This window comes from Bradyrhizobium sp. UFLA05-153 (assembly GCF_054185185.1).
In genome coordinates, this window is record NZ_JBBIAM010000152.1 from 1 (window position 1) to 21,046 (window position 21,046).

Consider the following 21,046-nt stretch of genomic DNA (forward strand, 5'->3'; position numbering starts at 1 on the left):
CATCGTCGATAACAGCGACAACGCTGTTGTTGGAATGCAGATCAATCCCGCCGTACATCATCTTCGCCTCCTCGTGGCCTAAAGTGAATCGATGATTGCGAACTCACTTTAGCTCCACCGCCTTCTTGCTAGCGAAGGCCGGCTAGATGATCTTCAGTGCATTCGATCTCGGAAGCCTCAGTTAAATGCACTGTCAGCGTAATCCCATCTCCCATCCGATCCGTGGGTGCGCGAACGGTGATGGCCGCTGCAGCACGAGCTGACGAAATTGCGAGTATCCTACGAGATTGTCCTCCTGGTCTTGATGAACCGTTGAGGACGGTTGCTGACGATAAACATCGTCAAGAATAACGTGCCGGCCGAAGCCTCACGTTCGCTTCCTTCTGTTGCTGGCTTTGCGTGACTTCGTTCCCGGCGATGGTAGTGGCTTCCGCCCCAATCGAAAGATCCTGAGTTGCTCCAGATCTTGCTGGATGGGTTTTCCCCGGCGAAGCGATTGCCGCATGTTCGATTTCCTCGCCCTAATCATCGAGGACTACGAGCGCGCCTGACGGGCCGGCTGAACCAACATCGGCTCGGCGGCGACCAAGGAGTTCAATCAAAGGACCAAGCATCATATGGCTATCGAGGCTTCAGGCGTATTGGATTATCAGAAACAACAGGTACGCCATTAAGCGATGCGCAAGCTTTCTGCTGCAATCTTACTTGTCGGCCCTTACGCTGGTGGCGCGATAGGCGCAGACCTGCCGAGAGCGCCGCAGTCGGCGGCGGTCGCTTCAGTCTACAAACGGACCGGCGTCTACATCAGCGGCAATGTCGCCAACAGCATTAGCCCTGCTCCGACAACACGCCACTGCAATGCAGACGGCTGTCGGCGGGGCCCGATCGGCGACAAGTGGCAACTGACTCCGGCAGTAGCTCCCGGGATCGAGACGGATGTTCAAGGCATGCGTTATTTTGACGAGGCAAAGGTCATTTGGAAGACCAAGGTGCCGTCCGAGGGCCAAGCTGACACGGTTGAGGGCGAACTGCTCCGCGCGGTTGAAAAACTACGTCGCGAGGGCCGCGACAACGGCAATATCAACTGGGACGCCGGTTTTGAAATTCTTCTCGGCTACCTAAAATTACATCTCCTCGACGCCGGCGTTTATCCGGCTGACATCTTAGCAGCCACCAAAGGCATCCTCGATCAACTCTCCGATCCGGAGTATCCTGTTGTCGAAGACGGGCCTTACGACGAGCTCGCAGACCGCGTCGTTGAATGGTACCGGCACTACGGCAGTCAGCCTCATGTTCGCAATCCAAATCTCCACCGGTAGTGGGATCCGATTCTGCCGCGGTAGTAAATTATCCAATGCGCATTATCGATCGTCTGTTCTCTTGCCTCGTTCTATTCCTTGGAATCGCAGCCGTCCCGGTGCTTCCCGCGCTCGCTGCCGAAACCTGCCCGTTCATCAGCGACCAGGAGCTCGCCGGCGCGATGCCGGCGCTCAAATGGTCGCTGATTTCAAAACAGGACGGCCGCGGCTGCATCTACCAGGGCGGACGCGGCGACACGATGATGCTGACCGTGTTCCGCAATCCCGACAAGGACCGCACCAAGGAATTGTACGCGACCTTCGTCAAGACGCTTGGCGAGCGCATGCCGCTTAGTGCCGTGTCCGGGATCGGCGACGAAGGCCAGGGCGGAACGACCGCCGCCGGCGCGCAGCGCCAGGAGACCTCGGTCGTCGCCTTGTCCGGCGATTACATTCTGCAGATCAGCGTCTATCCGACCGGCCGGCGTGCCGACGAGGCGCTGCTCGGACCGCTCACCCAAGTCGCGCGCGTTGCCATCGGTAAGGTGAGCAAGACCAGCGAGCGGTTCGGCGATTGCGAATGGCTCACTGAAGCGGATGCCGACGGCTTTCTCGACAAGAGCACGCTGATGGTCCAGCGGACCGGCGCGGGCAGCTGCATGATGTTCGATCGCGAAGCCAACACCATGGTCGTCGCGGTGATCGCGATCTCGCGCGACACCGTCATCAGCATGATGAAGCGCGCGGCCCCGTGCAAACACGTGGCGATACCAGAGCTCGGCAGTGAAGCGTTCGGCGAGCATTCCTGCACCAAGGGCAACGGCAACGCCGTCAACATCTATGTCTGGAAGAACGGCAGGCAGGCTTCGATCCTGTTCGCGCCGGTCAAGCCACATCCGGAGTCCGGCTCGGTCGAGCGCCTGAAGGCGGTCGCCGCGCGAGTCTATGGAAAACTGTAACGGCGCCGCATGAGCGCTACGATCTGGTAAGGCATTTCGATCGGCGCGCCTTCAAGTTTCTTCGTCACGCTACTCCTCAGCCGTCTCCAACCAACTCGTCGAACGGATCGCCGAACTACAGTTTCATCGTAACCACCGTTGTCAGTCGCAGATGATCGCCGTTGCCTCGATCTCGACCCGTGCGGAAGCCGGCGTGAGACCAGCGACCTGAACGAGCGTGCTTGCCGGGCGAATTTGATCGAAGGCTTCCGAATGGGCGCGGACAATATGTTGGGTGTCAGCCATGTCGATAACGTACACCACTGTACGAACAACATGCTGCATCCCGGCACCGGTCTTGGCTAGTGCATTGGCTATTGTCGCCAGCGCGGCTTTCGCTTGCATATAGGCATCGCCGCCTAGTTCCGGCGGACGCGCCGTTGTACCAGATACAAAGACTTGATTTCCAACGCGGACGGCTCGTGAGTAGCCGTACGCGTCTTCAAAGGCGTAACCGGACGATATGTTCTGCCTTGGCAAACGAGTTCTCCTGCACTGTCCGGTGGCTGCCGCGAGGCGAGACGCACATCAGCCTGCATCATGCACGTAGCGCATGCCGATGGCGAGCCGATTCCAAAGATTGATCATGCCAATGAGCATGGTGAGATCGACGATCTCTTTATCGGTAAATTTTTTCGTAATTCCTCGTAGAGTCGCGCGGCTATGCCGACGCGAATGACCGTCGCTGTCGTGCTTAGCGAAGAGCCGTTGCATCGAAACGATGGCCGCAGGCCGTTCAGCACTTCGAGTGCGCTCGCCATGAATTCGCGCGCTGTCGCAGTACCGGTGATTGGATGGAGCGACGGGTGGCGACCTCACAGCGCCACGGCGAGGCAATAGTGCCCATCTTCATCGGCCGCGGCGCGCGATTTTCGGTATTGCATACCCTCGCCGCCTATTGGCGCGCAGGCATGGGCGCGTTGGATCGTCGATGCCTGAATGAGGTCGAGGGGCTCGACAATCCGACCGCCAAGAATATGACGGCCGCCGTACGCTGGCCCGCGATCAAAGAGCATCCGCTGCAAGGGCCGCCCGGTGGATTCGGACGAAGTCCTGGATGTGCTCTGGAACCGGCATGGCCTCGATGTCGCATCGCGTCTGGATTTCTTCCGCGAGCTCCCGCGAGACGTCCTTCGACCAGTGAGCATTCGGGTCGAAGGCAATGATGCGGATAGGATCGTTGAAATGACCGTCGACGAGACTGACGATGATGGTTTCGAGATCGGTTCGTTCGACCTCAAGTTTCCTCCGCGCGCGGCCGGGCGGTCCCGCTACGCTGTCGACGATCAGATAGACGATTGTGTCAGTCGCACTCCGATGAGCCGCACGTCGGTCGGTCATCGGCATCAAGCCATTTCCAGCCATACGCGTCTCCAATGCAGATAGAGCCGGTACTCTGTCCGGGCAGGACCAGCCTGAATTGATCCTGCGCAACGAAGCGTAGTCCGAACGACTACGGATACGCATCAGGACCAAAGTACGATCAGGACCAAAGTATGATGACGCGTCGATAGCCCTCAGTAAGATCGCCCCCGCCATTGAAGGGCCGGAGCGGCAATCGTGCACGCTAGCCGGCCCGGCGAAACCGGAAGGGATGCGATGCATGTTCGTGACCGTCGTTGCAGTTCTCTGCCATCTTGGTGGCCCCGCCGCGGGCAGTTGCGTCGAGGAGATCGTGACCGACAGCAGCATGACGCCCGACATCACGTTTCAGGAATGCATGAAAGGGGCGCAGGCGCCGCTTGCGAAGTGGATGGGGGAACATCCGCTTTATCACTCGAATTGGCGAATCGAACGCTACAAATGCGTACCGGGTCACTATGAGATCAAGGGCCAGGCATAGAGTGACGTGACCCGGCGATCTCATAGACAAGAGACGAAGCGGATCAGCCGACTCTTGCCTCAGCCTGCGCGCTGGACGCGGAGTGTGAAGTTAGAGGAAACGGAGTAGGCGCGCATCGCCGTCGGATCGAAGCGCTTGCGGCGTCGTGGTCGAGTTACAGGCAAGACTGCCGTGCTCCGAAACCATGACACCACGGCGAATGCACAGACCTTAGGCGTCGGCAGCGCTCGTCTTCTCGATCCATTCGGCCGGCCCCTGCTCCGGCTGCAGCGATGCGTCATTCGAGGCCATTTGATCCAGCGCACGCAGCAGCGCCGCGACCAGCGCAGGCTTGCGCAGCGGCTTTGCCAAAAAGTCCGACATCCCCGCCTCACGGCAGATCTTGACGTCTTCCGGGAAGGCGTTGGCGGTCAGCGCAATGACCGGCAGCAGCGCGAAGCGACCACCCGGCGCGCGGATCGCCCTCGTCGCGGCAAGGCCGTCCATCTCGGGCATACGCACGTCCATCAGCACGACGTCATACTCACCGTCCGCGGCGGCCTCGACCGCCTCGACGCCATCGGTCACGACGCGCAAGTCAACGTCGAATTCGCCGAGCATCTTGCTCACGACTATGCGGTTGACGGCGTCATCCTCCGCCACCAGCACCTTCAGGGGCCGATCGAGTGCCGCGATGCGGGCCTTGAGCTCGTCGGCCTCGTTGCGATCAGCCTCTTGGTCGGACACCAGCGCCTGGCTCCAGGGCAGTACCAGCGTAAAGCGGAAGGTGGATCCCTCACCCGGCGCCGAATTGACGCCGATCGTGCCGCCCATCTGCTCGATGATGCGCCGGGAGATCGCGAGCCCAAGTCCCGTGCCGCCGAAGCGCCGGCTGATCGAAGCGTCGGCCTGCGCGAAATCGGCGAAGAGCTGACCGACCTTCTCGGGCGCGATGCCGATGCCGCAGTCGGTTACGGTCCACTCGACGGTTGCGAGCAGGTCGCGCCGAGCCTGGCAGGTGGCTGATATCGTCACCTCGCCGGCATCGGTGAACTTCACCGCGTTGGAAGCGAGATTGAGCAGCACCTGCCTGATCCGCGCGACGTCGCCGCGCAGCGCCGGCGGCAGGTTCGGATCGAGCACGACTTTCACCGTCAGGCCCTTGGCCTTGGCACTGGCGCGCACGATTGTCGCAACCGTCTCGACCAGCGCCTGCGGCGAGAAATCGATTGCCTCGAACTCGAAGCGGCCGGCCTCCAGCTTGGAGAGGTCGAGGATGTCGTTGAGGATCCGCTGGAGATTGTCGCCGGACTCGCGGATCGTGGTGACGGCCTCGCGCTGCTCCGGATCGAGCGAGGTCTCGAGCAGCATGCTCGCAAGCCCAAGCACACCGTTCATGGGCGTGCGTATCTCGTGGCTCATCACGGCGAGGAAATTCGATTTCGCCCGGTTTTCGGCCTCGGCCTTTTCCGCGCGCCAGCGCTCGGTGACGTCGCGGCCGAAGCCGCGATAGCCGAGGAACTGGCCGTCGCGATCGTATGACGGCTTTGCCGTCAGCGACCACAGCCGCGCCTCGCCGCCGGCAACGACCTTGATGCTGATCTCGTGCAGCGGCTCGCTCTGCTCCATCAGGCCGATGATGTTGTAGGCGGTGCTCATGTCCTCAGGACAGAGCATGTCGAGCACGTCGGCGAAATGCGCGCCTTGCAGCAGCGGCAACGGCATCTGCGCGACCGCAGCGAAGCGCTCGGGCACGTGCACGAGATGCCCTTCCGCATCGGTCTGCCACAGCCAGTCGCTGGCGTTCTCCTGAAACTCCTTCAGCAAGAGCGAGATGATCTCGGTCTGCCGTTCGAGCGCGAGCTGCGCCTTGAGATTGCCGAGGAACAGATTGCCCTGCGAGACGATGTTGCGCGCCATGAAGAACGCGAACAGCAGTAGGAACACCGCGGTCACCAGATACGGCCCGCTGCCGCATAACAGCAGCGCTCCGGCGCAGGCGAGCGTGATGGTGGCGAGATAGACCAGGCCCGCGCGCGGGAAGGTCGAGAGCGTGAAGGCGCCGCCCGCGATCATCCCGACCATCAGGCAGGCCAGGATCAGCTGGCTGGTCGGCCCGACCTGGCTGAACAGCGCAAGCGGCAGCGTGCCCCATATCAACGCGAGGAAAAAAGCCTGCCGCATGATCTGCCGCGTGGCGCGCGGTGAGGCCTCCTGCGGCGGATGAACGCGAGAGCGCCGCCACGCGCGCAACGCCAGTTCGGCGGCGGCCGTGATCGTTGTTCCCCAGACGACGAGGAACACGTTCCAGCCCCTGCCCCAGAACAGGATCAGCACGATCGCGACCGTGAGCATGTTCACTGCCATGGTCACCGGAATTAGCTGCGTGACCGCATCGACCTGCTTGGCCCGGATCCGACGCATCTCGCGCTCGCTGAGATCGGCCGTCAGGCCGTCCTCGATCTCGAAGCCGCCGAGCCAATAGAGGAACGCGCCGATCAGGCCGTTGCGCGGCTCAGTGGTATCTGGGGAGTTGCCGGGCCATCCCATCCGTCAGGACCTTTTCCGGCATGAATGGCAGAGCTCCCGCTTAAGCCGGGTTAATTTCTTGGGAGATTTTGTGCTTCCCGACCGGCCGTCCTTGACGGCAGTGTTTGCAGTTTGTTCTAACGGTGCCCCAGCCTGGAGTACCCCTGCATGACGATCCGCATCGCCACCTGGAACGTGAACTCGGTCCGGCAGCGGATCGAGCATCTGATGACCTGGCTGAAGGAGTGCTCGCCCGACATCGTCTGCCTCCAGGAGATCAAATGCGTCGACGAGGCATTCCCGCGACTGGAGATCGAGGCGCTCGGCTACAACGTCGTCACCCACGGGCAGAAGACGTTCAACGGCGTGGCGCTGCTTTCGAAACTCAAGTTCGACGAGACCAAGTCGGGGCTTGCCGGCGACGATGAGGACGCGCACGCCCGCTTTCTCGAGGGCGTGGTAACGCTGAAGCAGGGTGTCATGCGGATCGCCTGCCTCTATCTGCCCAATGGCAATCCGGTCGGGACCGAGAAATATCCCTATAAGCTCAAGTGGATGTCGCGGCTTCTTGAGTATTCGAAGGAGCGTCTCAAGGCCGAGGAGCCACTGATCCTCGCCGGCGACTTCAACGTGATCCCCGCCGCTCGCGACGTCCACAATCCCGCGGCCTGGACCGAAGATGCCCTGTTCAAGGCCGAGACGCGCGAGAGCTTCCAGTCCCTGCTCGGCCTCGGGCTCACTGATGCGCTGCGGGCGGTGACCGACGAGCCCGGGCTGTACACCTTCTGGGACTACCAGGCCGGCGCCTGGCAGAAGAACCAGGGCTTGCGGATCGACCATCTCCTGATGTCGCCGCAGGCGAGTGACAGGCTCGCCAATGTCGGGATCGACAGTTATGTGCGCGGCTGGGAGAAGCCGTCGGACCACGTGCCGGTGTGGGCGGATCTGGATCTCGAGGCGGCGTAAGGCTGCCGATTATTCCCGGCGGCCCTGCACCCACTGCTCAAGCATTTGCAGGCACATCGCCCGGTCGTCATCGGAGGCCTTGGCGATGGCGCGGTTGTAGCTTTCCTTGATCCAGGTCTCGTCTGGACCCGCGCTGTCACGCGCCAGCGTCAGCCACATCAGGCCGCGCGCGGCCTGCCGCGGCAGGCGATCGCCGTTGAACAGCATTTGCCCGAGCAGCGCCTGCGCCTCGTGCTGGCCCTTCTGTGCGGCGAGGCCCAGCCAGCGCGCGCCTTGCGTGAAGGCATCGCGCGAGGCGTCCGGCGACTTCAGATATAGCCGGGCGAGATCGTACTGCGCATCGGCGTTGCCGAAATAGGCTGCCGCATAGGAGAACAGCTCGCGCGCCCGCTCCGGATCCGCCTTCACCTTCGAGTTCGGGATGCCGTTGAGATAATAGCGGCCGAGCGCAACGAAGGCGTTCGCCACCATCGGCGCCTGGGGCAGCGACGGACTGTCGGTCGCATGCGCGTTCACGAGCCGGTTGAAATAGTCGAAGGCGCGCAAATCATCCTGCGCAACGCCCTCGCCATTGGCGTACATCCGCCCGAGTTTCCACTGCGCGATGGGGTGGCCGCCCTCGGCGGCGTATTGCAGCGCGGTAAAGGAAGCATCGGGATTGGTTGCAGCCGGCGGCAAACCCTTGCGCAGCGCTGCGGCGCTACCCGGCGCCGGCGAGACCACCGGGATGGCTGCATCCTGCGGATTCACCGGCGCACCGTCGAAGGCGAGCGCCGGCGCGGCCAGCGCGGAAGCCCCCAACACAAACGCAACTATGGTACGCCTAGATGTCCGCATAGCACTGTTTCTCGTGCGCGCCGCCCGGATGGGTCACTGCCCCACCGATCGCTGGTCCTACCTGCTGAGCATATTTCCACAGCGCACCCGACGTATGGTTAGTCGCGCGGGAACGCCATTTGGTCCTGCGTTGAGCCAGCTCATCGTCGCTCAATTTTACGTTAAGAGTGCCGGCGACTGCGTCGATCTCGATGATGTCGCCGTCCTCGAGCAGCCCGATCGGTCCGCCGATCGCCGCCTCAGGCCCGACATGGCCGATGCAGAACCCGCGGGTGGCGCCCGAGAACCGGCCGTCGGTGATGAGCGCGATCTTGCCGCCCATGCCCTGCCCGGTCAGCGCCGCCGTGGTCTGGAGCATTTCCCGCATGCCGGGGCCACCCTTCGGGCCCTCGTAGCGGATCACGATGACTTCGCCTTCTTTGTAGGTGCGCTTCTGGACCGCGTCGAAAGCGTCCTCCTCCCGGTCGAAGCAGCGCGCCGGACCGGTAAACCTGAGGTTGGACATTCCCGCGACTTTCACGATCGCACCTTCTGGCGCCAAATTGCCCTTCAGACCAACCACTCCGCCCGTGACGGTGATCGGCTTGTCCGCCGGGTGCACCACGTCCTGGTGCGGATTCCATTTCACGCTCTTGAGATTTTCGGCGATCGTCCGGCCCGTCACAGTGAGGCAATCACCGTGCAGGAAGCCGTTGTCGAGCAGCGTCTTCATCAGAAGCGGGATGCCACCAACTTCAAACATGTCTTTGGCGACATAACGGCCGCCGGGCTTCAAATCCGCGACATAAGGTGTTTTTTTGAAGATTTCGGCGACGTCGAATAAGTCAAACTTAATGCCGGCCTCGTGCGCGATCGCCGGCAGGTGCAGCGCAGCATTGGTCGAGCCGCCAGAAGCCGCGACCACAGCGGCGGCATTCTCCAGGGATTTCAGCGTGACGATGTCGCGCGGCCGGATGTTGTCAGCGATCAGGCCCATCACCTTCTCGCCCGCGGTCGTGCAGAAGGCGTCGCGGATCTCATAGGGCGCAGGAGCGCCGGCCGAGTACGGCAGCGCAAGCCCAATGGCTTCCGAGACTGTCGCCATGGTGTTGGCGGTAAACTGTGCGCCGCAGGCGCCCGCCGAGGGGCATGCCACGCGCTCGATCTCGTCGAGGTCCTCGTCCGACATGGCGCCGACCGAGTGCTTGCCGACGGCCTCGAACATGTCCTGAACGGTAACCTGCTGCCCGCGGAAGTTGCCGGGCAGGATCGAGCCGCCATAGATGAAGATCGAGGGCACGTTGAGACGGACCATCGCCATCATCATGCCCGGCAGCGATTTGTCGCAGCCGGCAAGGCCGACGAGGGCGTCATAGGCGTGGCCGCGCACTGTCAGCTCGACGGAGTCGGCGATGCATTCGCGCGACGGCAGCGAGGAGCGCATGCCGTCATGACCCATGGCGATACCGTCGGTGACGGTGATGGTGCAGAATTCACGTGGGGTGCCGCCGGCCGACGCCACGCCCTTCTTCACCGCCTGCGCCTGGCGCATCAAGGCGATGTTGCAAGGAGCGGCTTCGTTCCAGCAGGAGGCGACGCCGACGAAGGGCTGGTGGATCTGCTCGGTGGTCAGACCCATGGCGTAAAAATACGAGCGATGGGGCGCGCGTGCAGGGCCTTCCGTCACGTGACGGCTCGGCAGTCTCTGCTTGATGTTCGTCTTGGCGTCCATCGCAAACCAGTTTCCTCGGACAACCCTTGTCAGACCCGGAAAACGACACCCAAGATTTGAATGAACCCTGGGATTTTTCCTTCGCCGTCGCGAGCGTCGCAGCCCCTGAAAAACTTATGGAGATTTTATTCATGGAGGGGTGTGGCCAAAAAGCGGCGCTGATGAGAACGGGCTGCAATGATGGTTTAATCCGGAAGGAGTGTTGCGCAGACAGCACAATCGTGGCTCATGGGACACGACTGAAGCTACCCTGATACCGTCCTGGGATATCACCTCACAACCTCAGATATTGCAGGGACTCGCGCGCATCCAACCTCGCCGCCACCACGAATATTCCTCTGGCTGAGTCGCAACTCATGACGGATGATTGGAGCAGGACAAGCCTTCTCGTTCTCGCGGCGCGTTTCGCCATTGCCGCTGGCCTCATCAACGTCGCCGTGGAATCCGCAACCGACCTCACAATGGCGAACGCGCCGACGGATCCCTCGCATCGACTGGGCGCGATCGACGCGTTGCGCGGGCTGGCACTGTTCGGCGTGCTGGCGATCAACCTCGAGACCGAGTTTCGCGTCTCGATATTCCGGCAGCTTCTCCCCTCAAGCCCGGACCCAACGCTGAACGGCGTCATCGACGCGGCGCTCGCGCTGTTCATCGACCTGAAGGCGTTCGCACTGTTCTCGTTCCTGTTCGGCGTGGGCCTCGCCATCCAGTTCGACCGGCTCGGCACCTCTGCGCGACGGACGCGCCTCCTCGTCCGGCGGCTGCTCGCGCTGCTGCTGTTCGGCGTGATCCACCTGGTCCTGATCTGGAACGGCGACATCCTCACCGAATACGCACTGGCAGGCCTCGTCGTGCTGCCGTTCCTGTTCGCGCCGCGTTGGATGGTCGTGGTCGCGGCGGCGGTCTTCCTGATCTTCTATGTGCTGCAACCGATGCTGCCGCCCCTCATCAGCTTTCCCAATCGGTACGTGCTGGTGGCGCTCGTGAACGCAGCGAACCAGACTTACGCGAACGGGAGCTTTGCGGAGGTGCTGGCGCTGCGCGTGCAGGAACTCCCGGCCTTTCTGCCGCTGCATCTTTACGTGTTTCCGCGCACGGTCGGCCTCTTCCTGACGGGCATTCTCTGTTGGCGAAGCGGGCTGTTCACTGAGGTGGCCGGACGACGCCGAAACCTGCTGGCGATCGCGGGCTTCGCGGCCGTCGCAGGCGGCCTGGTGTTGGCGCGGCACACGCACCCGTCTGCGGCTTTGGCCAGCCAGATGGTTTTGGCGTCGGGATACGCCGCCCTGGTGATCGCTGCCGAACAGACATCAACCGGCGCAAAGCTGCTCCGCTTCGCCGAGCCGGTCGGACGCATGGCCTTCACAAACTACATCGTACAGTCCGTCGTGCTCGGCCTGATCTTCTACGGCTACGGCCTCGGGTTGTTCGGCAGGCTCGGCTCGGCGGCCGGCCTGCTTCTCGTCGTGACGATCTACGCCGCACAGGTGGTGGTCAGCCGGCTCTGGCTTACGCATTTTGCCTACGGTCCGATCGAATGGCTGTGGCGAGCAATGATGTATGGCCGGGCGCCGGCGTTCGGGAAGCAAGACTTGCAGTTCACCGGATAATTTCTAGACCGTCGCGCGCATGTGCGAGGCGACGTCCGGGGTCACCCTGGGTGTCGTGACGCCCGTTATCGGGCTGCGCTTCGCGGCGTCTCCCTCGGTTCATCTGGACCACGGCGCCGAAATCGCCGAGCAAATCGCCTCCGCTCATATCCGGGCTGCGATTTTTTTGTCCCGCGTGTCGATATCTGTCGCGGCAGCACGTCTCTCTTTCAGGCGAGCCACGGGGGCTCGCTCAGTGAAGAATGGAGCGGGCCATGAGTTGCCGTCGAACCGGTAAGGCACTCATTCAGTTGCTGTATTTCGTCGCGCGGGCATGGATTGCGTTGACGACGCCATGCGTCGCTCAGAGCCAGGACGGCCTTGCGTCGGGGATCACAACGTTCGCGCGTTGCATCGATTGTGGAATCCGTGACGACGACGCACCGGCGGACGCCAACCTCACCTCCCCCGAAAAAATCTTTTGCTCGATGTCGATCCGTCTGACGGCCGGGCGTCTCCAACCCGATGTCGCGCGACGCGGCATGCCGATGTAACCTTGCGCGAGAGGAGCGAGAGATGAAGTATGCGCTGTTAATCTATGAGGACGAAGCCTTCTACGGTCCCGACAAATCCGGATCGAAGATCGAGGAGATCGTGGGCAAGCACATGGCGTTTGCCCAGGAGCTCGGCGCGAGGCGATTGGGAGGAGCTGGCCTGAAGAGCACGCCTTCGGCCACAACCATCCGCACTAGCGCAGGGAAGAAGACCGTACACGACGGACCGTTTGCAGAAGCCAGGGAGCAGCTCGGCGGCTTCTACCTGATCGAGGCGGCCGATTTGGACGAAGCGATCGCGATCGCCAAGAAGGTGCCGGTGCTCCAGGACGGCGCGATCGAAATCCGGCCGCTACTTCAGCCGTGAACGGATCAGCCATCGAACGCGTCTTTCGGGCGGCGAGCGGGCGTATCACGGCCGCGCTCGTCGCACGGTTCCGCGATCTGTCGCTGGCCGAGGACGCCTTCTCCGAAAGCTGCGTACGCGCCCTCAGCGCCTGGCAAGAAACCGGCGTGCCGGACGACCCCGCGGCGTGGCTTTATCGGGTCGCCTCGCGGGTGGCGGTGGACATGCTTCGCCGGCAACGGACGCGCCGGCAGTTCGTCCCGGATCCGCCGCCACCCGATCCGACCGCGGAGGAAGTCATGATCGACGATCGCCACGTCATCCCGGACGAGCGACTACGGCTGATCTTCATTTGCTGCCACCCTGCCGTCGCTCCGGACGCGCGAGCGGCCTTGACGCTCCGTCTCATTTGCGGGCTGACCGTGAGCGAAATTTCGCGCGCGTTCCTGATCGACGAGGCAACGCTCGCTCAACGCCTGGTGCGGGCGAAGCGCAAGATCGCCGATGCCGCCGTTCCATTCGAATTGCCGGCGCCGGAATACTGGTCCGAGCGGCTGGAAGCGATGTTGTCGACGCTCGAAGTCGCCTACTCCAAAGCCCATGAGGACGCGGCCGGACTGACGCGACACGCGGGCTTTGCGGCCGAGATGCTGCACCTGTCGACCATGCTGGTCGATCTCATGCCCGACGAAGGTGAGGCGCACGCACTGGCAGCGCTGCTCCACTATGCCGAGGCCCGTCGTCCGGCACGGACCGATGCGCGTGGAATGATGGTCCCGCTATCCTTGCAGGACCCTGCGCTGTGGAGCCGCGAATTGATCGCCGCCGCCGATGCGTTCCTGGTGCAGGCGGCTCGCCTTGCGCCTGAAAGCGCGCGCACGCTCCAGGCAAAGCTACAGGCGTGTTGGTGCACACGCGCGAACCTGTCCGAGCCGGCACCGTGGGGCTGCGTACGGGACGTCTATGATCAGCTTCTCAGGGTTCGAGATGATGCCATCGTTCGCCTGAATCGGGTCGTTGCCGTCGCCGAGCTCGATGGAGCAGATGTCGCGCTCGCAGAGCTCGACACGCTGGACGACAAGGGTCTCGCGCAATTCGGCCCTTACCACGCAGTGCGCGCCGACCTGTTGGCGCGAACTGGACGAGCAGACGAGGCCCGTGCCGAGTACCAGGTGGTCCTTGCGCTCGATCCCCCACCGGCGGAGCGGCAATGGCTCATCCAGCGATTAGGCGAGTTGTCCGCCAAGCTTCAATGATCTCGCATGCGGAGCCCGTGCTGCCCGATCGGTGAGGACGCGACGCCCCCTCAGCGCGCGCCCTTTAGGGTGCACGAGGTGGTGCAGGTCACCGTCGTGCCGTGGTCGCAGGATTTGCAGGCGGCGACACATTGATTCATGTCGCGTGCATTGTAGGAGCTGTAGTTGCGCAGCGGGCAAGCGGCGGTCGAACCGGTGATGTCCTGCTCCGGCTCGCAGGCCGCCGTCATGAGTGAAAGCAAAATGATTACAACAACCCGCATGGGATGACCTGCAAAGCGACAGTTCCTGGAGCCGCTGCACGGCAACAGCCTCCAGCATTCCCATCTGTGGGGAATCGCGGCACGCGATCTGCCCTCACATCCCAAGAGGATGCGCGCCAAGTGTTAAGAACGGCTTTCGGCCCGCGTCACGCCGCGGCTTTGGGCGCAATCGCCCGCCGCGCCTCGGCCGCCAGCTCGTAATAGTGATCCGCGAGCTTGAGATAGAATTCGCGCTTTGCGCTGTCGGTCGCCAGCTTGGCGATCAGCTCGCACTCGGCGGTGAGCGTCTCAAACCGTTCCAGCCTGTCCTGAAGTTCCGTCATCGGCGTGTCCCCGTAAAACGCCTTCGAAGAACGATCAGGGTAAGCTCGCGAAATAAGTCACCGCCAACATCGTTATCTGACCAAATCAATTTTTTACCCGGCGCGGTCTCGCCGGGGCAGCGCTTTGGGTTTTCTGCATCTTTGGGATGTTGACGCGCTGCACCGGCACGAATGGTTGCGGCCGAAGGACGTGACCTTACGCGCGGATACCCTTCATCGAGGGCTGGATCGTCAAACGGTAGGCCACGAAGGCGAGACCGTCGAACTTCTCCACGACCTCGTCGCAGGCGGGGCAGCGGTACTCCCCGGTCGTTGGCGGCTCCGTCGCGAGCTCAAGCCGCCGAAAGCCCGCTTTGCAATGCGGACAGATCACATCGCCCTTCTTCATGCATCACCCCCGTAAAATTACGGGCGCACTCATAGCACACCTTGAGGCGGAACTGGACCGGCTCAACTCATTCGAAGCAACGCGTTTGGATCATTTATGCTCCATCCGCCAGGCGCCGTCCCAATCGGCGGCGGGTGGATCGGCCTGGAGCCGGTCGACGCGGGTGAGCAGTGTGCGCGACGGACCATCGCCGGGAACGCTCTCCAGCGCCGCGTTGAAGGCGTTCCGGGCCTCGTCCCAGCGGCCAGCGCGGTATGCCGCAAGCCCTTCGGCATAGTGCGCCCGCAGGCTCATCTGCTCCCGTGGGAGCGCGCCGGCCTTGCCCATCACCTCGAACACGGGCTGCGGCAGGCTCTGGCCCACGACCGCAAGGCGGTCGATCTCGCGCAACTCGAGGCTCGCGCCGAGTGCAGCGGCCGTCGTCTGCGAAATCAGGATGCGGGTGCCATAAAATTTGTTCGCCGCCTCCAGCCGCGAGGCGAGGTTCACCGCATCGCCCATCACGGTAAAACTCATCATCAGCTCCGAGCCGATGCTGCCGGTCAGGACCTCGCCAGTGGCGATCCCGATCCTGAGGTCGCAAGGAGCGGGCATGGCGCGGATGCCGAGGAGATCGGGGAGCTGTTTCTGAAGCGCCGGCACCTGGTCGGCCATGTCGAGCGCGGCATGGCAGGCGAGCTGCGCCTGCTCGGCCTCCTCGATGAAGGGCGGGCCCCAATAGGACATGATGGCGTCGCCGATATATTTGTCGATGACCCCTCGGTTGGCCCGAATGGGTTCCGACATGACCGTGAAATAGTGATTCATGACCTTGACGAGACCGCGCGGCGTCATGCCCTCGCTCATCGAGGTGAAGCCGCTCATGTCGCAGAACATGATGGTCATCACCCGCCGCTGGCCGTCGACGGCGACCTCCGGCCGGTCGATCAGTCCCTGCACCACCTTCGGATCGATGTAGCGGCCAAAGGTCTCGCGGATGCGCTCGTTGCGGCGCAGCTGCTCGATCATGCGGTTGAAGGCGGCGGCGAGCTCGCCGATCTCGTCCTGCGTCGAGACGCTGATCGTATGATCGAAGCGGCCCGCCTCGACCTCGCGCGTGCCGGCGAGCAACAGCCGCACCGGACGCGTGATGCCGCTCGAGACCAGCAGCGCAAAGGCAAGCCCGACGATCGCCGCAAGCGCAGTCACGACGCCCGAGATCACGATCGCCTGCCGCTGGTGACGGATCACTTGCGAGGTGCTGACAAACACCTGCGCCAGCATGTCGGCGCGGATCGCATCAATCCGCTGCGTGAAGAGATCGCGCAGCGCATCGACATGGGCCATGGTATCGCGCGCCGCCGCGAAATCCTTGGCATCGAGCTGCTTCAAGAGCTTTGCGTCAGCCTCGGAAAGCTCGCGGCGTAGCTCGTTGACGGCACTCTCGATCCTGGCGTCGATGCGGCCGAGCGCCGCGTTGTCCGACGGCGTGCTCTCATCCTCGATGATCGCATTGATCAGCTTTCGCGCGGTGTCCGCCTCCTGGACGACCTGCGTGTCCGACTCCCGATACTCGCGCAAGCGGGTTGCAAACCCCTCCTCATCCGGCGGCGTCTGCATCTTGGCGATCACCATGCGCCGCAATGCCAGTGCCCGCTCCAGCGAGCGGACATTGGCGCGCGCCAGATCGCCATAGGCAGGAATGTACCGGCCCGTCAGCTCGTCGAGCAGGTGCCCGACCCGACTCGACATCACCATCGACAGGATCGAGGTGACCACCATCAGCACGATCAGCCCGAGGGCGATGCCGACGATCTTGCGCCTGATCGACTGGTTGAAAATCGGCATGGCGAGCTTGGGCACTTTGGCTTGAGGAACCTTTTGACCTCCATACACCGGAACCGTTACCTGAAACACGCGCAATCTGGCCTGAAAGACTGCTTCGCAGGTTTTTCACGACAGCTGCCGGCGCAGGGCCCGTCAAAGGTTAACGCGCATTTACGGTTTCACGGAGCGCCCGGTGTCCTACGGAGCGTGAGTTGCAAAAGCCTTCCGGTTCGATTTCGGCGGCATTTTTGCCGCAATGTTGCCTGAGCGTGACATCGATCAAACGAGGCCGTGCTATCGTTTGAGTCGCTCAAGCCCGCATCACGTCGCGGATCTTGGTTTGTACTGATGGTTTCGCAGGGGGACCATGGAATGAACCAGTGCCTACGCTCGCTTGCGTGTTTCCTCACCATGGCTGCACTCGCGCTCTTCTCGACGGAGGCGGCGGCGAAAAGCCATAACAAGCAATCCAGTCCGAAGAAGACGCATGAGGCGAAGGCCGGCAAGCAGCGCAGCGCTGCGGCCGGCAAGCATCGGCACAGCAAGCATGCCGAGGCGAAACGGAAATCGAAGACGCAGGACGAGGAACCGTCAGAGAAGCCCTCGAGGCCGCCGCTGACCGGCGACATCGCCGCGCTGAAGGACGCGATCGATCTGGCGCGCAAGGCCAAGACCGATGACGCCACCGCGGCCAGGAACCGGATCGCCGATCCCGCCGGACAAAAGCTCGCCGAGTGGTTCATCCTGCGGCACTCAGAGACGACCGCCGACTTCAACCGCTACGTCGCGTTCATTGCCGCCAATCCCAACTGGCCGAGCATCGCCTCGTTCCGCCGCCGCGCCGAGGCGCGGCTCTGGCAGGAGAAGAGCGATCCGGCCACCGTGCACAAGTTCACCGGTGACCGGCCGCAGAGCCCCAAGGGAAAGTTCGCGCTCGCGCGCGTGCTGCTGGCCGAGGGCAATCGCGACGCAGCCACAAGGCTCGTGCGTGACGCCTGGCGCGCGGAGGAACTGTCCGAGCGCACAGAGAGCGACGTCTACGAAGTCTTCGGCGAGCTTTTGACCGCGAATGATCATCGCGCCCGCATGGACAAGCGGCTCGGCGCCAGGGAATACGGCGCGGCACGGCGCGCCGCAAAGCGTCTCGGCAGCGATGAGCTTGCGATCGTGAAGGCCTGCGCCGCGGTCAGCGGCAAGGAGAACAAGGCCAAGGACTATCTGGAGGACGTGCCGGCCGATGCGCGCCGCGATCTCGGCTACACGCTGTGCCGCGCGCAATGGCTCCTCCTGAAGGACCGTATCGACGATGCGGCGCAGGTCATCCTTGCTGCCTCTCCCGACACCATGGCGCTCCAGGACACCGACGCCTGGTGGCGCGAGCGCCGGCTCTTGGCGCGCAAGCTGCTCGACCAGGGCAAGTTCAGGATGGCCTACGACGTGGTGCGCACGGCCGCCGTTCCGGCGATGGAGGTCTACCGCGTCGACTATCACTTCATGTGCGGCTGGATTGCGCTGCGCTATCTCGACGATCCCAAGATGGCGCTGATGCATTTTGCCGCGATTGACGAAGGCTCCGTCAATCCGATCGCGCTGTCGCGGGGGCACTACTGGCGCGGCCGTGCAGCGGAAGCCCTGGGAGCAGCCTCCGACGCGCTTCGGAGCTACCAGGCTGCTGCCCGCTATTCGACCGCCTATTACGGCCAGCTCGCACGCGCAAGGCTCGGTCTCGAGCGCATCGATCTGCGCGCACCCTCGCCCGTGCTCGCCTCCGACGCGGCACAGCCCTCGGATGAGCGCGTGCGTGCAGCCGACATGCTCTACGAGGTCGGCGAGCGCGACGTCGCGTTCTCCTTCGTCGCCGATTTTGCCGGAGAGAGCACCGACGTTGCCGCGCTCGAAGCGCTCGGCGAGCTCACGGGCCGGCGCAATGACGCTCACGCAATGCTGGAGATCGGCAAGCTGGCGCTCGCCCGCGGGCTCGCGCTCGACCACTACGCCTTCCCGACGATCGGCATTCCCCCGCACAAGCAGGTCGCGCCCGAGATCGAGACGAGCGTGATCTATTCGGTGGCGCGGACCGAGAGCGCCTTCGACCAGCGCGACAAGTCGGCTGCCAACGCGGTCGGGCTGATGCAGGTCACACCGGAGGCCGGGCGCGACACCGCAAAACGGTTCGGCGTCACCTACGACTGGGATCGCATGGTCTCCGATCCCGTCTACAACACCCAGATGGGTGCGGCCGAGCTCAGCGCGCTGCTGTCGGAATATCGCGGCAACCAGATCATGACCTTCGCCGGATACAATGCCGGCCGCGGCCGGGTCAGGGACTGGGTGCAGGCCCACGGCGATCCCCGCGACCCCAAGATCGATCCGGTCGACTGGGTCGAGCGAATTCCGCTATCGGAGACGCGCAACTACGTCCAGCGTGTGATGGAGAACGTGCTGGTCTACCGCGCGCGGTTCGAGGACGCGGGCGCGGTGGCGGCGAAGTCCGACGGGCGCGTGGTGACGCAAGAGGTCCGCGCAAGGCCTGCAACGGCAACGCCTGCGAGCTTCACGGGCGCGGATTGACAGACGGATTGACTCTCGAAGTGCCCCTTGGAGCCGTGGGTGGGTTAGCGAAGCGTAGCCCACCACGATGTGGAGGGGGCGTGGTTGGTACGCCATCTGCTAACCCACCCTCGCTGGTCGACGCCTCCGGGGCTGGACGAGGCGCCTCTCAGGTCTGGTGACTGCGGCCCTACGCGGGCTCGATTGCGTGGGCTCAATCGCGCGGCTCGCTATCACCTCCTTCCGTCGCCATCAGGTCGTGAACTCCCAAAAATGCGTCGGTCAATGCTCGCGAGAACGTCCACATCTGTATCGTGGAGCTCCAGCACGATACCGCACCCAAGACCGAGAGGACTTCGATGGCGCGGCTGGCGACGGTCGCGATGTTCTCGGTGGCCCGCGTCCCGGTAAGGCCGGGCATCGACCACTCCATCATCAGCGTCGCGAGCTCGTTTCGGCGGTAGCAATCATGGTCACAGTAACGGCGTTGCGTCCGCGCGTGCCGGATATAGCCGGGTTGGAGCGGCTGCGAGCAGGTGCTGCACGCAGCCTCGCGCGACGGCGGCTCGTGATTGACCACCACGAACTTCATGACGCCGCCCTCGCGCGCTCCTGCCGCTCCGCCCCGGCCTCACGGAACAGCGCGTAGCATTCATAGTCGCAATAGGGCAGACGCGTCCCGATCTCGCGCAGATAGCTTCCGCCGATGCGCTCCAGGCACTGCAAGCACCAGGTTTGCCGGAACGGAGTCCTGTCGTTCACCAAGACGAAGGCGAACCTCATGTGGCACCTCCCAATGCGAAGCAGTAGACGGTATCCAGCGGAGAAAGCGCGGGAGGCGGCGCGCAAAGATGGTTGCGGCCATCCGGGTTGTCCCTGTGCCGCTCCACCTTCTGGGCAGGGACCGGGATGTATTTGCCGTCTTCCCTGCGGCGCGCATAAAGCTTGCCGTCTTCGTACCTGATCTCGGTCGGGTAGCAGTCCGCGCTGTTGCAGCAGCTGAGCGCCGGGTTATCCGGCATGTGCCAGGTCGAATAGAACTTTTCGTGCAGAGCCTGATCCTGAGGAGGATGCTGGCGATGGGCAGCACCTTGCCCAACCTCCTGCGCCTGGACCGCCGCTGTGAGGCCAAGGAGGAGAACGCCCGATAAGAGGAGCTTGCACGACGGGTTCACACGCAGCCTCCGGGATCACAATTGCTGAACGGCCAACCTCTCCGGCTGCCTCACGCCACCCGAGCTCGAAACAGCCAGCGGCGGTCGCGTTCGCTGCGCGCACGGAAACGATCGAGACACTTCTTGGAGCAGACCGCCGTTCGCCAGGAATAGTATCGGATCAAGCCAAACTGCCTGCTGCAAACGGCACAGCTCTGGTCTGAAGGACGGCGCTCTAACTGTTCGGACTTGTCGCACATCGTTCTCTCCCTCGTTCCGTTATCCGTTCTCTTTCTTCGAATTTCACGTGCGCTGGATCGCGGAAATCGCCGTTTCGCCGTCGCAGCCCGCACACGGATGAAGCGCGGCGCAGGTGTCGCAATGGGTCACCAGATCCTGCGGAACGTACGCGCAACGGTCGCAGAGCTTCACTCTCATGCCGACATCCCGGGTAACGCAGCGGCTTGGTCTTTCGTCCTGCGTCTGTCGGTGAGACCGCTCGAACCGTACGCTTGAGATCCGGTTCGTTCGCGATCGCCGCCAGCAGCAGCACTATCGACCTTTCCCGATCGGTCATGAGGCTAGTCCGTCAGCCACAACGTTCTCAATTGTACGGAGGTAAATGACCGACATGACTAGGGATGGGCGAGCTATAC

General features: G+C 63.1%; 22 protein-coding genes. 9 read left to right on the top strand and 13 right to left on the bottom strand.

All coding sequences use genetic code 11. The annotated features are described in order from the left end of the window. Positions 1-677: 677 nt before the first annotated feature. Both Q2941_RS45120 and Q2941_RS45125 read left to right on the top strand, forming a co-directional pair. A complete protein-coding gene (locus Q2941_RS45120) occupies positions 678-1,319 on the top strand; it encodes a hypothetical protein (RefSeq protein ID WP_458196635.1) in 642 nt (213 codons plus the stop codon). Positions 1,320-1,354: 35 nt separating this feature from the next. Then, positions 1,355-2,257 (top strand): hypothetical protein, encoded by a 903-nt coding sequence (locus tag Q2941_RS45125; protein ID WP_458196636.1) that lies wholly within the window; start codon positions 1,355-1,357, stop codon positions 2,255-2,257. Between the two features lie 141 nt (positions 2,258-2,398). On the opposite strand, the gene Q2941_RS45130 is transcribed toward Q2941_RS45125, so the two are convergent. From Q2941_RS45130 to Q2941_RS45140, 3 genes are all read right to left on the bottom strand, one after another. Continuing rightward, complete coding sequence (locus Q2941_RS45130) at positions 2,399-2,776, bottom strand: RidA family protein (protein ID WP_458196637.1); 378 nt, start codon at positions 2,774-2,776, stop codon at positions 2,399-2,401. A 48-nt stretch (positions 2,777-2,824) separates the two neighbouring features. Continuing rightward, positions 2,825-3,010 (bottom strand): carboxymuconolactone decarboxylase family protein, encoded by a 186-nt coding sequence (locus Q2941_RS45135; RefSeq protein WP_458196638.1) that lies wholly within the window; start codon positions 3,008-3,010, stop codon positions 2,825-2,827. Between the two features lie 291 nt (positions 3,011-3,301). Then, positions 3,302-3,661 (bottom strand): hypothetical protein, encoded by a 360-nt coding sequence (locus Q2941_RS45140; RefSeq protein ID WP_254112530.1) that lies wholly within the window; start codon positions 3,659-3,661, stop codon positions 3,302-3,304. A gap of 238 nt (positions 3,662-3,899) precedes the next feature. On the opposite strand from Q2941_RS45140, the gene Q2941_RS45145 reads away from it, so the two are divergent. Continuing rightward, positions 3,900-4,139 (top strand): hypothetical protein, encoded by a 240-nt coding sequence (locus Q2941_RS45145; protein WP_027522679.1) that lies wholly within the window; start codon positions 3,900-3,902, stop codon positions 4,137-4,139. Positions 4,140-4,349: 210 nt separating this feature from the next. Here the strand turns inward: Q2941_RS45145 and Q2941_RS45150 are convergent, their stop codons facing one another. Then, positions 4,350-6,668 carry a hybrid sensor histidine kinase/response regulator gene (locus Q2941_RS45150; protein ID WP_458196640.1) on the bottom strand — a complete coding sequence of 773 codons (2,319 nt, stop codon included), beginning with the start codon at positions 6,666-6,668 and terminating at the stop codon, positions 4,350-4,352. Positions 6,669-6,815: 147 nt separating this feature from the next. Between Q2941_RS45150 and xth the strand changes: the two genes are divergently transcribed. Further along, the gene (gene xth / locus Q2941_RS45155; RefSeq protein WP_035662109.1) at positions 6,816-7,613 is read left to right on the top strand and encodes an exodeoxyribonuclease III; all 798 of its coding nucleotides are present in this window, start codon (positions 6,816-6,818) and stop codon (positions 7,611-7,613) included. 9 nt (positions 7,614-7,622) lie between these two features. Here the strand turns inward: xth and Q2941_RS45160 are convergent, their stop codons facing one another. Both Q2941_RS45160 and ilvD read right to left on the bottom strand, forming a co-directional pair. Further along, positions 7,623-8,450, bottom strand: a complete 828-nt coding sequence (locus Q2941_RS45160; RefSeq protein WP_027522676.1) for a tetratricopeptide repeat protein — start codon at positions 8,448-8,450, stop codon at positions 7,623-7,625. After that, positions 8,437-10,161 carry a dihydroxy-acid dehydratase gene (ilvD, locus tag Q2941_RS45165; protein ID WP_458196641.1) on the bottom strand — a complete coding sequence of 575 codons (1,725 nt, stop codon included), beginning with the start codon at positions 10,159-10,161 and terminating at the stop codon, positions 8,437-8,439. The genes Q2941_RS45160 and ilvD overlap by 14 nt, the downstream gene beginning before the upstream one ends. A 356-nt stretch (positions 10,162-10,517) precedes the next feature. On the opposite strand from ilvD, the gene Q2941_RS45170 reads away from it, so the two are divergent. The 4 genes from Q2941_RS45170 (at position 10,518) to Q2941_RS45185 (ending at position 13,906) form a co-directional block, all read left to right on the top strand. Continuing rightward, positions 10,518-11,771: a DUF418 domain-containing protein gene (locus Q2941_RS45170; protein ID WP_458196642.1), complete on the top strand. Its 1,254-nt coding sequence runs from the start codon at positions 10,518-10,520 to the stop codon at positions 11,769-11,771. 290 nt (positions 11,772-12,061) lie between these two features. Next, on the top strand, positions 12,062-12,304 hold the full coding sequence (locus tag Q2941_RS45175) for a hypothetical protein (protein ID WP_254112535.1): 243 nt from the start codon (positions 12,062-12,064) through the stop codon (positions 12,302-12,304). A gap of 22 nt (positions 12,305-12,326) precedes the next feature. Continuing rightward, on the top strand, positions 12,327-12,671 hold the full coding sequence (locus tag Q2941_RS45180) for a YciI family protein (RefSeq protein WP_027522672.1): 345 nt from the start codon (positions 12,327-12,329) through the stop codon (positions 12,669-12,671). Further along, on the top strand, positions 12,668-13,906 hold the full coding sequence (locus Q2941_RS45185; protein WP_458196643.1) for an RNA polymerase sigma factor: 1,239 nt from the start codon (positions 12,668-12,670) through the stop codon (positions 13,904-13,906). The genes Q2941_RS45180 and Q2941_RS45185 overlap by 4 nt, the downstream gene beginning before the upstream one ends. A 50-nt stretch (positions 13,907-13,956) precedes the next feature. Here the strand turns inward: Q2941_RS45185 and Q2941_RS45190 are convergent, their stop codons facing one another. The 4 genes from Q2941_RS45190 to Q2941_RS45205 all read right to left on the bottom strand — a co-directional run bounded on the left by Q2941_RS45190 (position 13,957) and on the right by Q2941_RS45205 (position 16,707). Next, positions 13,957-14,169, bottom strand: a complete 213-nt coding sequence (locus Q2941_RS45190; protein WP_027522670.1) for a hypothetical protein — start codon at positions 14,167-14,169, stop codon at positions 13,957-13,959. Between the two features lie 146 nt (positions 14,170-14,315). Next, positions 14,316-14,492: a hypothetical protein gene (locus tag Q2941_RS45195; protein ID WP_198031739.1), complete on the bottom strand. Its 177-nt coding sequence runs from the start codon at positions 14,490-14,492 to the stop codon at positions 14,316-14,318. 196 nt (positions 14,493-14,688) lie between these two features. After that, entirely contained in the window at positions 14,689-14,880 is a 192-nt protein-coding gene (locus Q2941_RS45200; protein WP_027522669.1) for a transcription initiation factor IIE subunit alpha family protein, read from the bottom strand. A 90-nt stretch (positions 14,881-14,970) separates the two neighbouring features. Continuing rightward, positions 14,971-16,707 carry an adenylate/guanylate cyclase domain-containing protein gene (locus Q2941_RS45205; protein WP_027522668.1) on the bottom strand — a complete coding sequence of 579 codons (1,737 nt, stop codon included), beginning with the start codon at positions 16,705-16,707 and terminating at the stop codon, positions 14,971-14,973. Between the two features lie 351 nt (positions 16,708-17,058). Between Q2941_RS45205 and Q2941_RS45210 the strand changes: the two genes are divergently transcribed. After that, positions 17,059-19,257 (top strand): lytic transglycosylase domain-containing protein, encoded by a 2,199-nt coding sequence (locus Q2941_RS45210; RefSeq protein WP_254112538.1) that lies wholly within the window; start codon positions 17,059-17,061, stop codon positions 19,255-19,257. 193 nt (positions 19,258-19,450) lie between these two features. Here Q2941_RS45210 and Q2941_RS45215 read toward each other — a convergent pair whose 3' ends face one another. Genes Q2941_RS45215 through Q2941_RS45225 form a run of 3 tightly spaced genes read right to left on the bottom strand, consistent with a single transcriptional unit; the run spans position 19,451 to position 20,411 of the window. Continuing rightward, entirely contained in the window at positions 19,451-19,828 is a 378-nt protein-coding gene (locus Q2941_RS45215; RefSeq protein WP_254112539.1) for a hypothetical protein, read from the bottom strand. Next, positions 19,825-20,019, bottom strand: a complete 195-nt coding sequence (locus Q2941_RS45220) for a hypothetical protein (protein WP_035662105.1) — start codon at positions 20,017-20,019, stop codon at positions 19,825-19,827. Before Q2941_RS45220 ends, Q2941_RS45215 begins: the two co-directional genes overlap by 4 nt. Next, the gene (locus Q2941_RS45225) at positions 20,016-20,411 is read right to left on the bottom strand and encodes a hypothetical protein (protein ID WP_027522665.1); all 396 of its coding nucleotides are present in this window, start codon (positions 20,409-20,411) and stop codon (positions 20,016-20,018) included. Before Q2941_RS45225 ends, Q2941_RS45220 begins: the two co-directional genes overlap by 4 nt. Between the last annotated feature and the right edge of the window lie 635 nt (positions 20,412-21,046).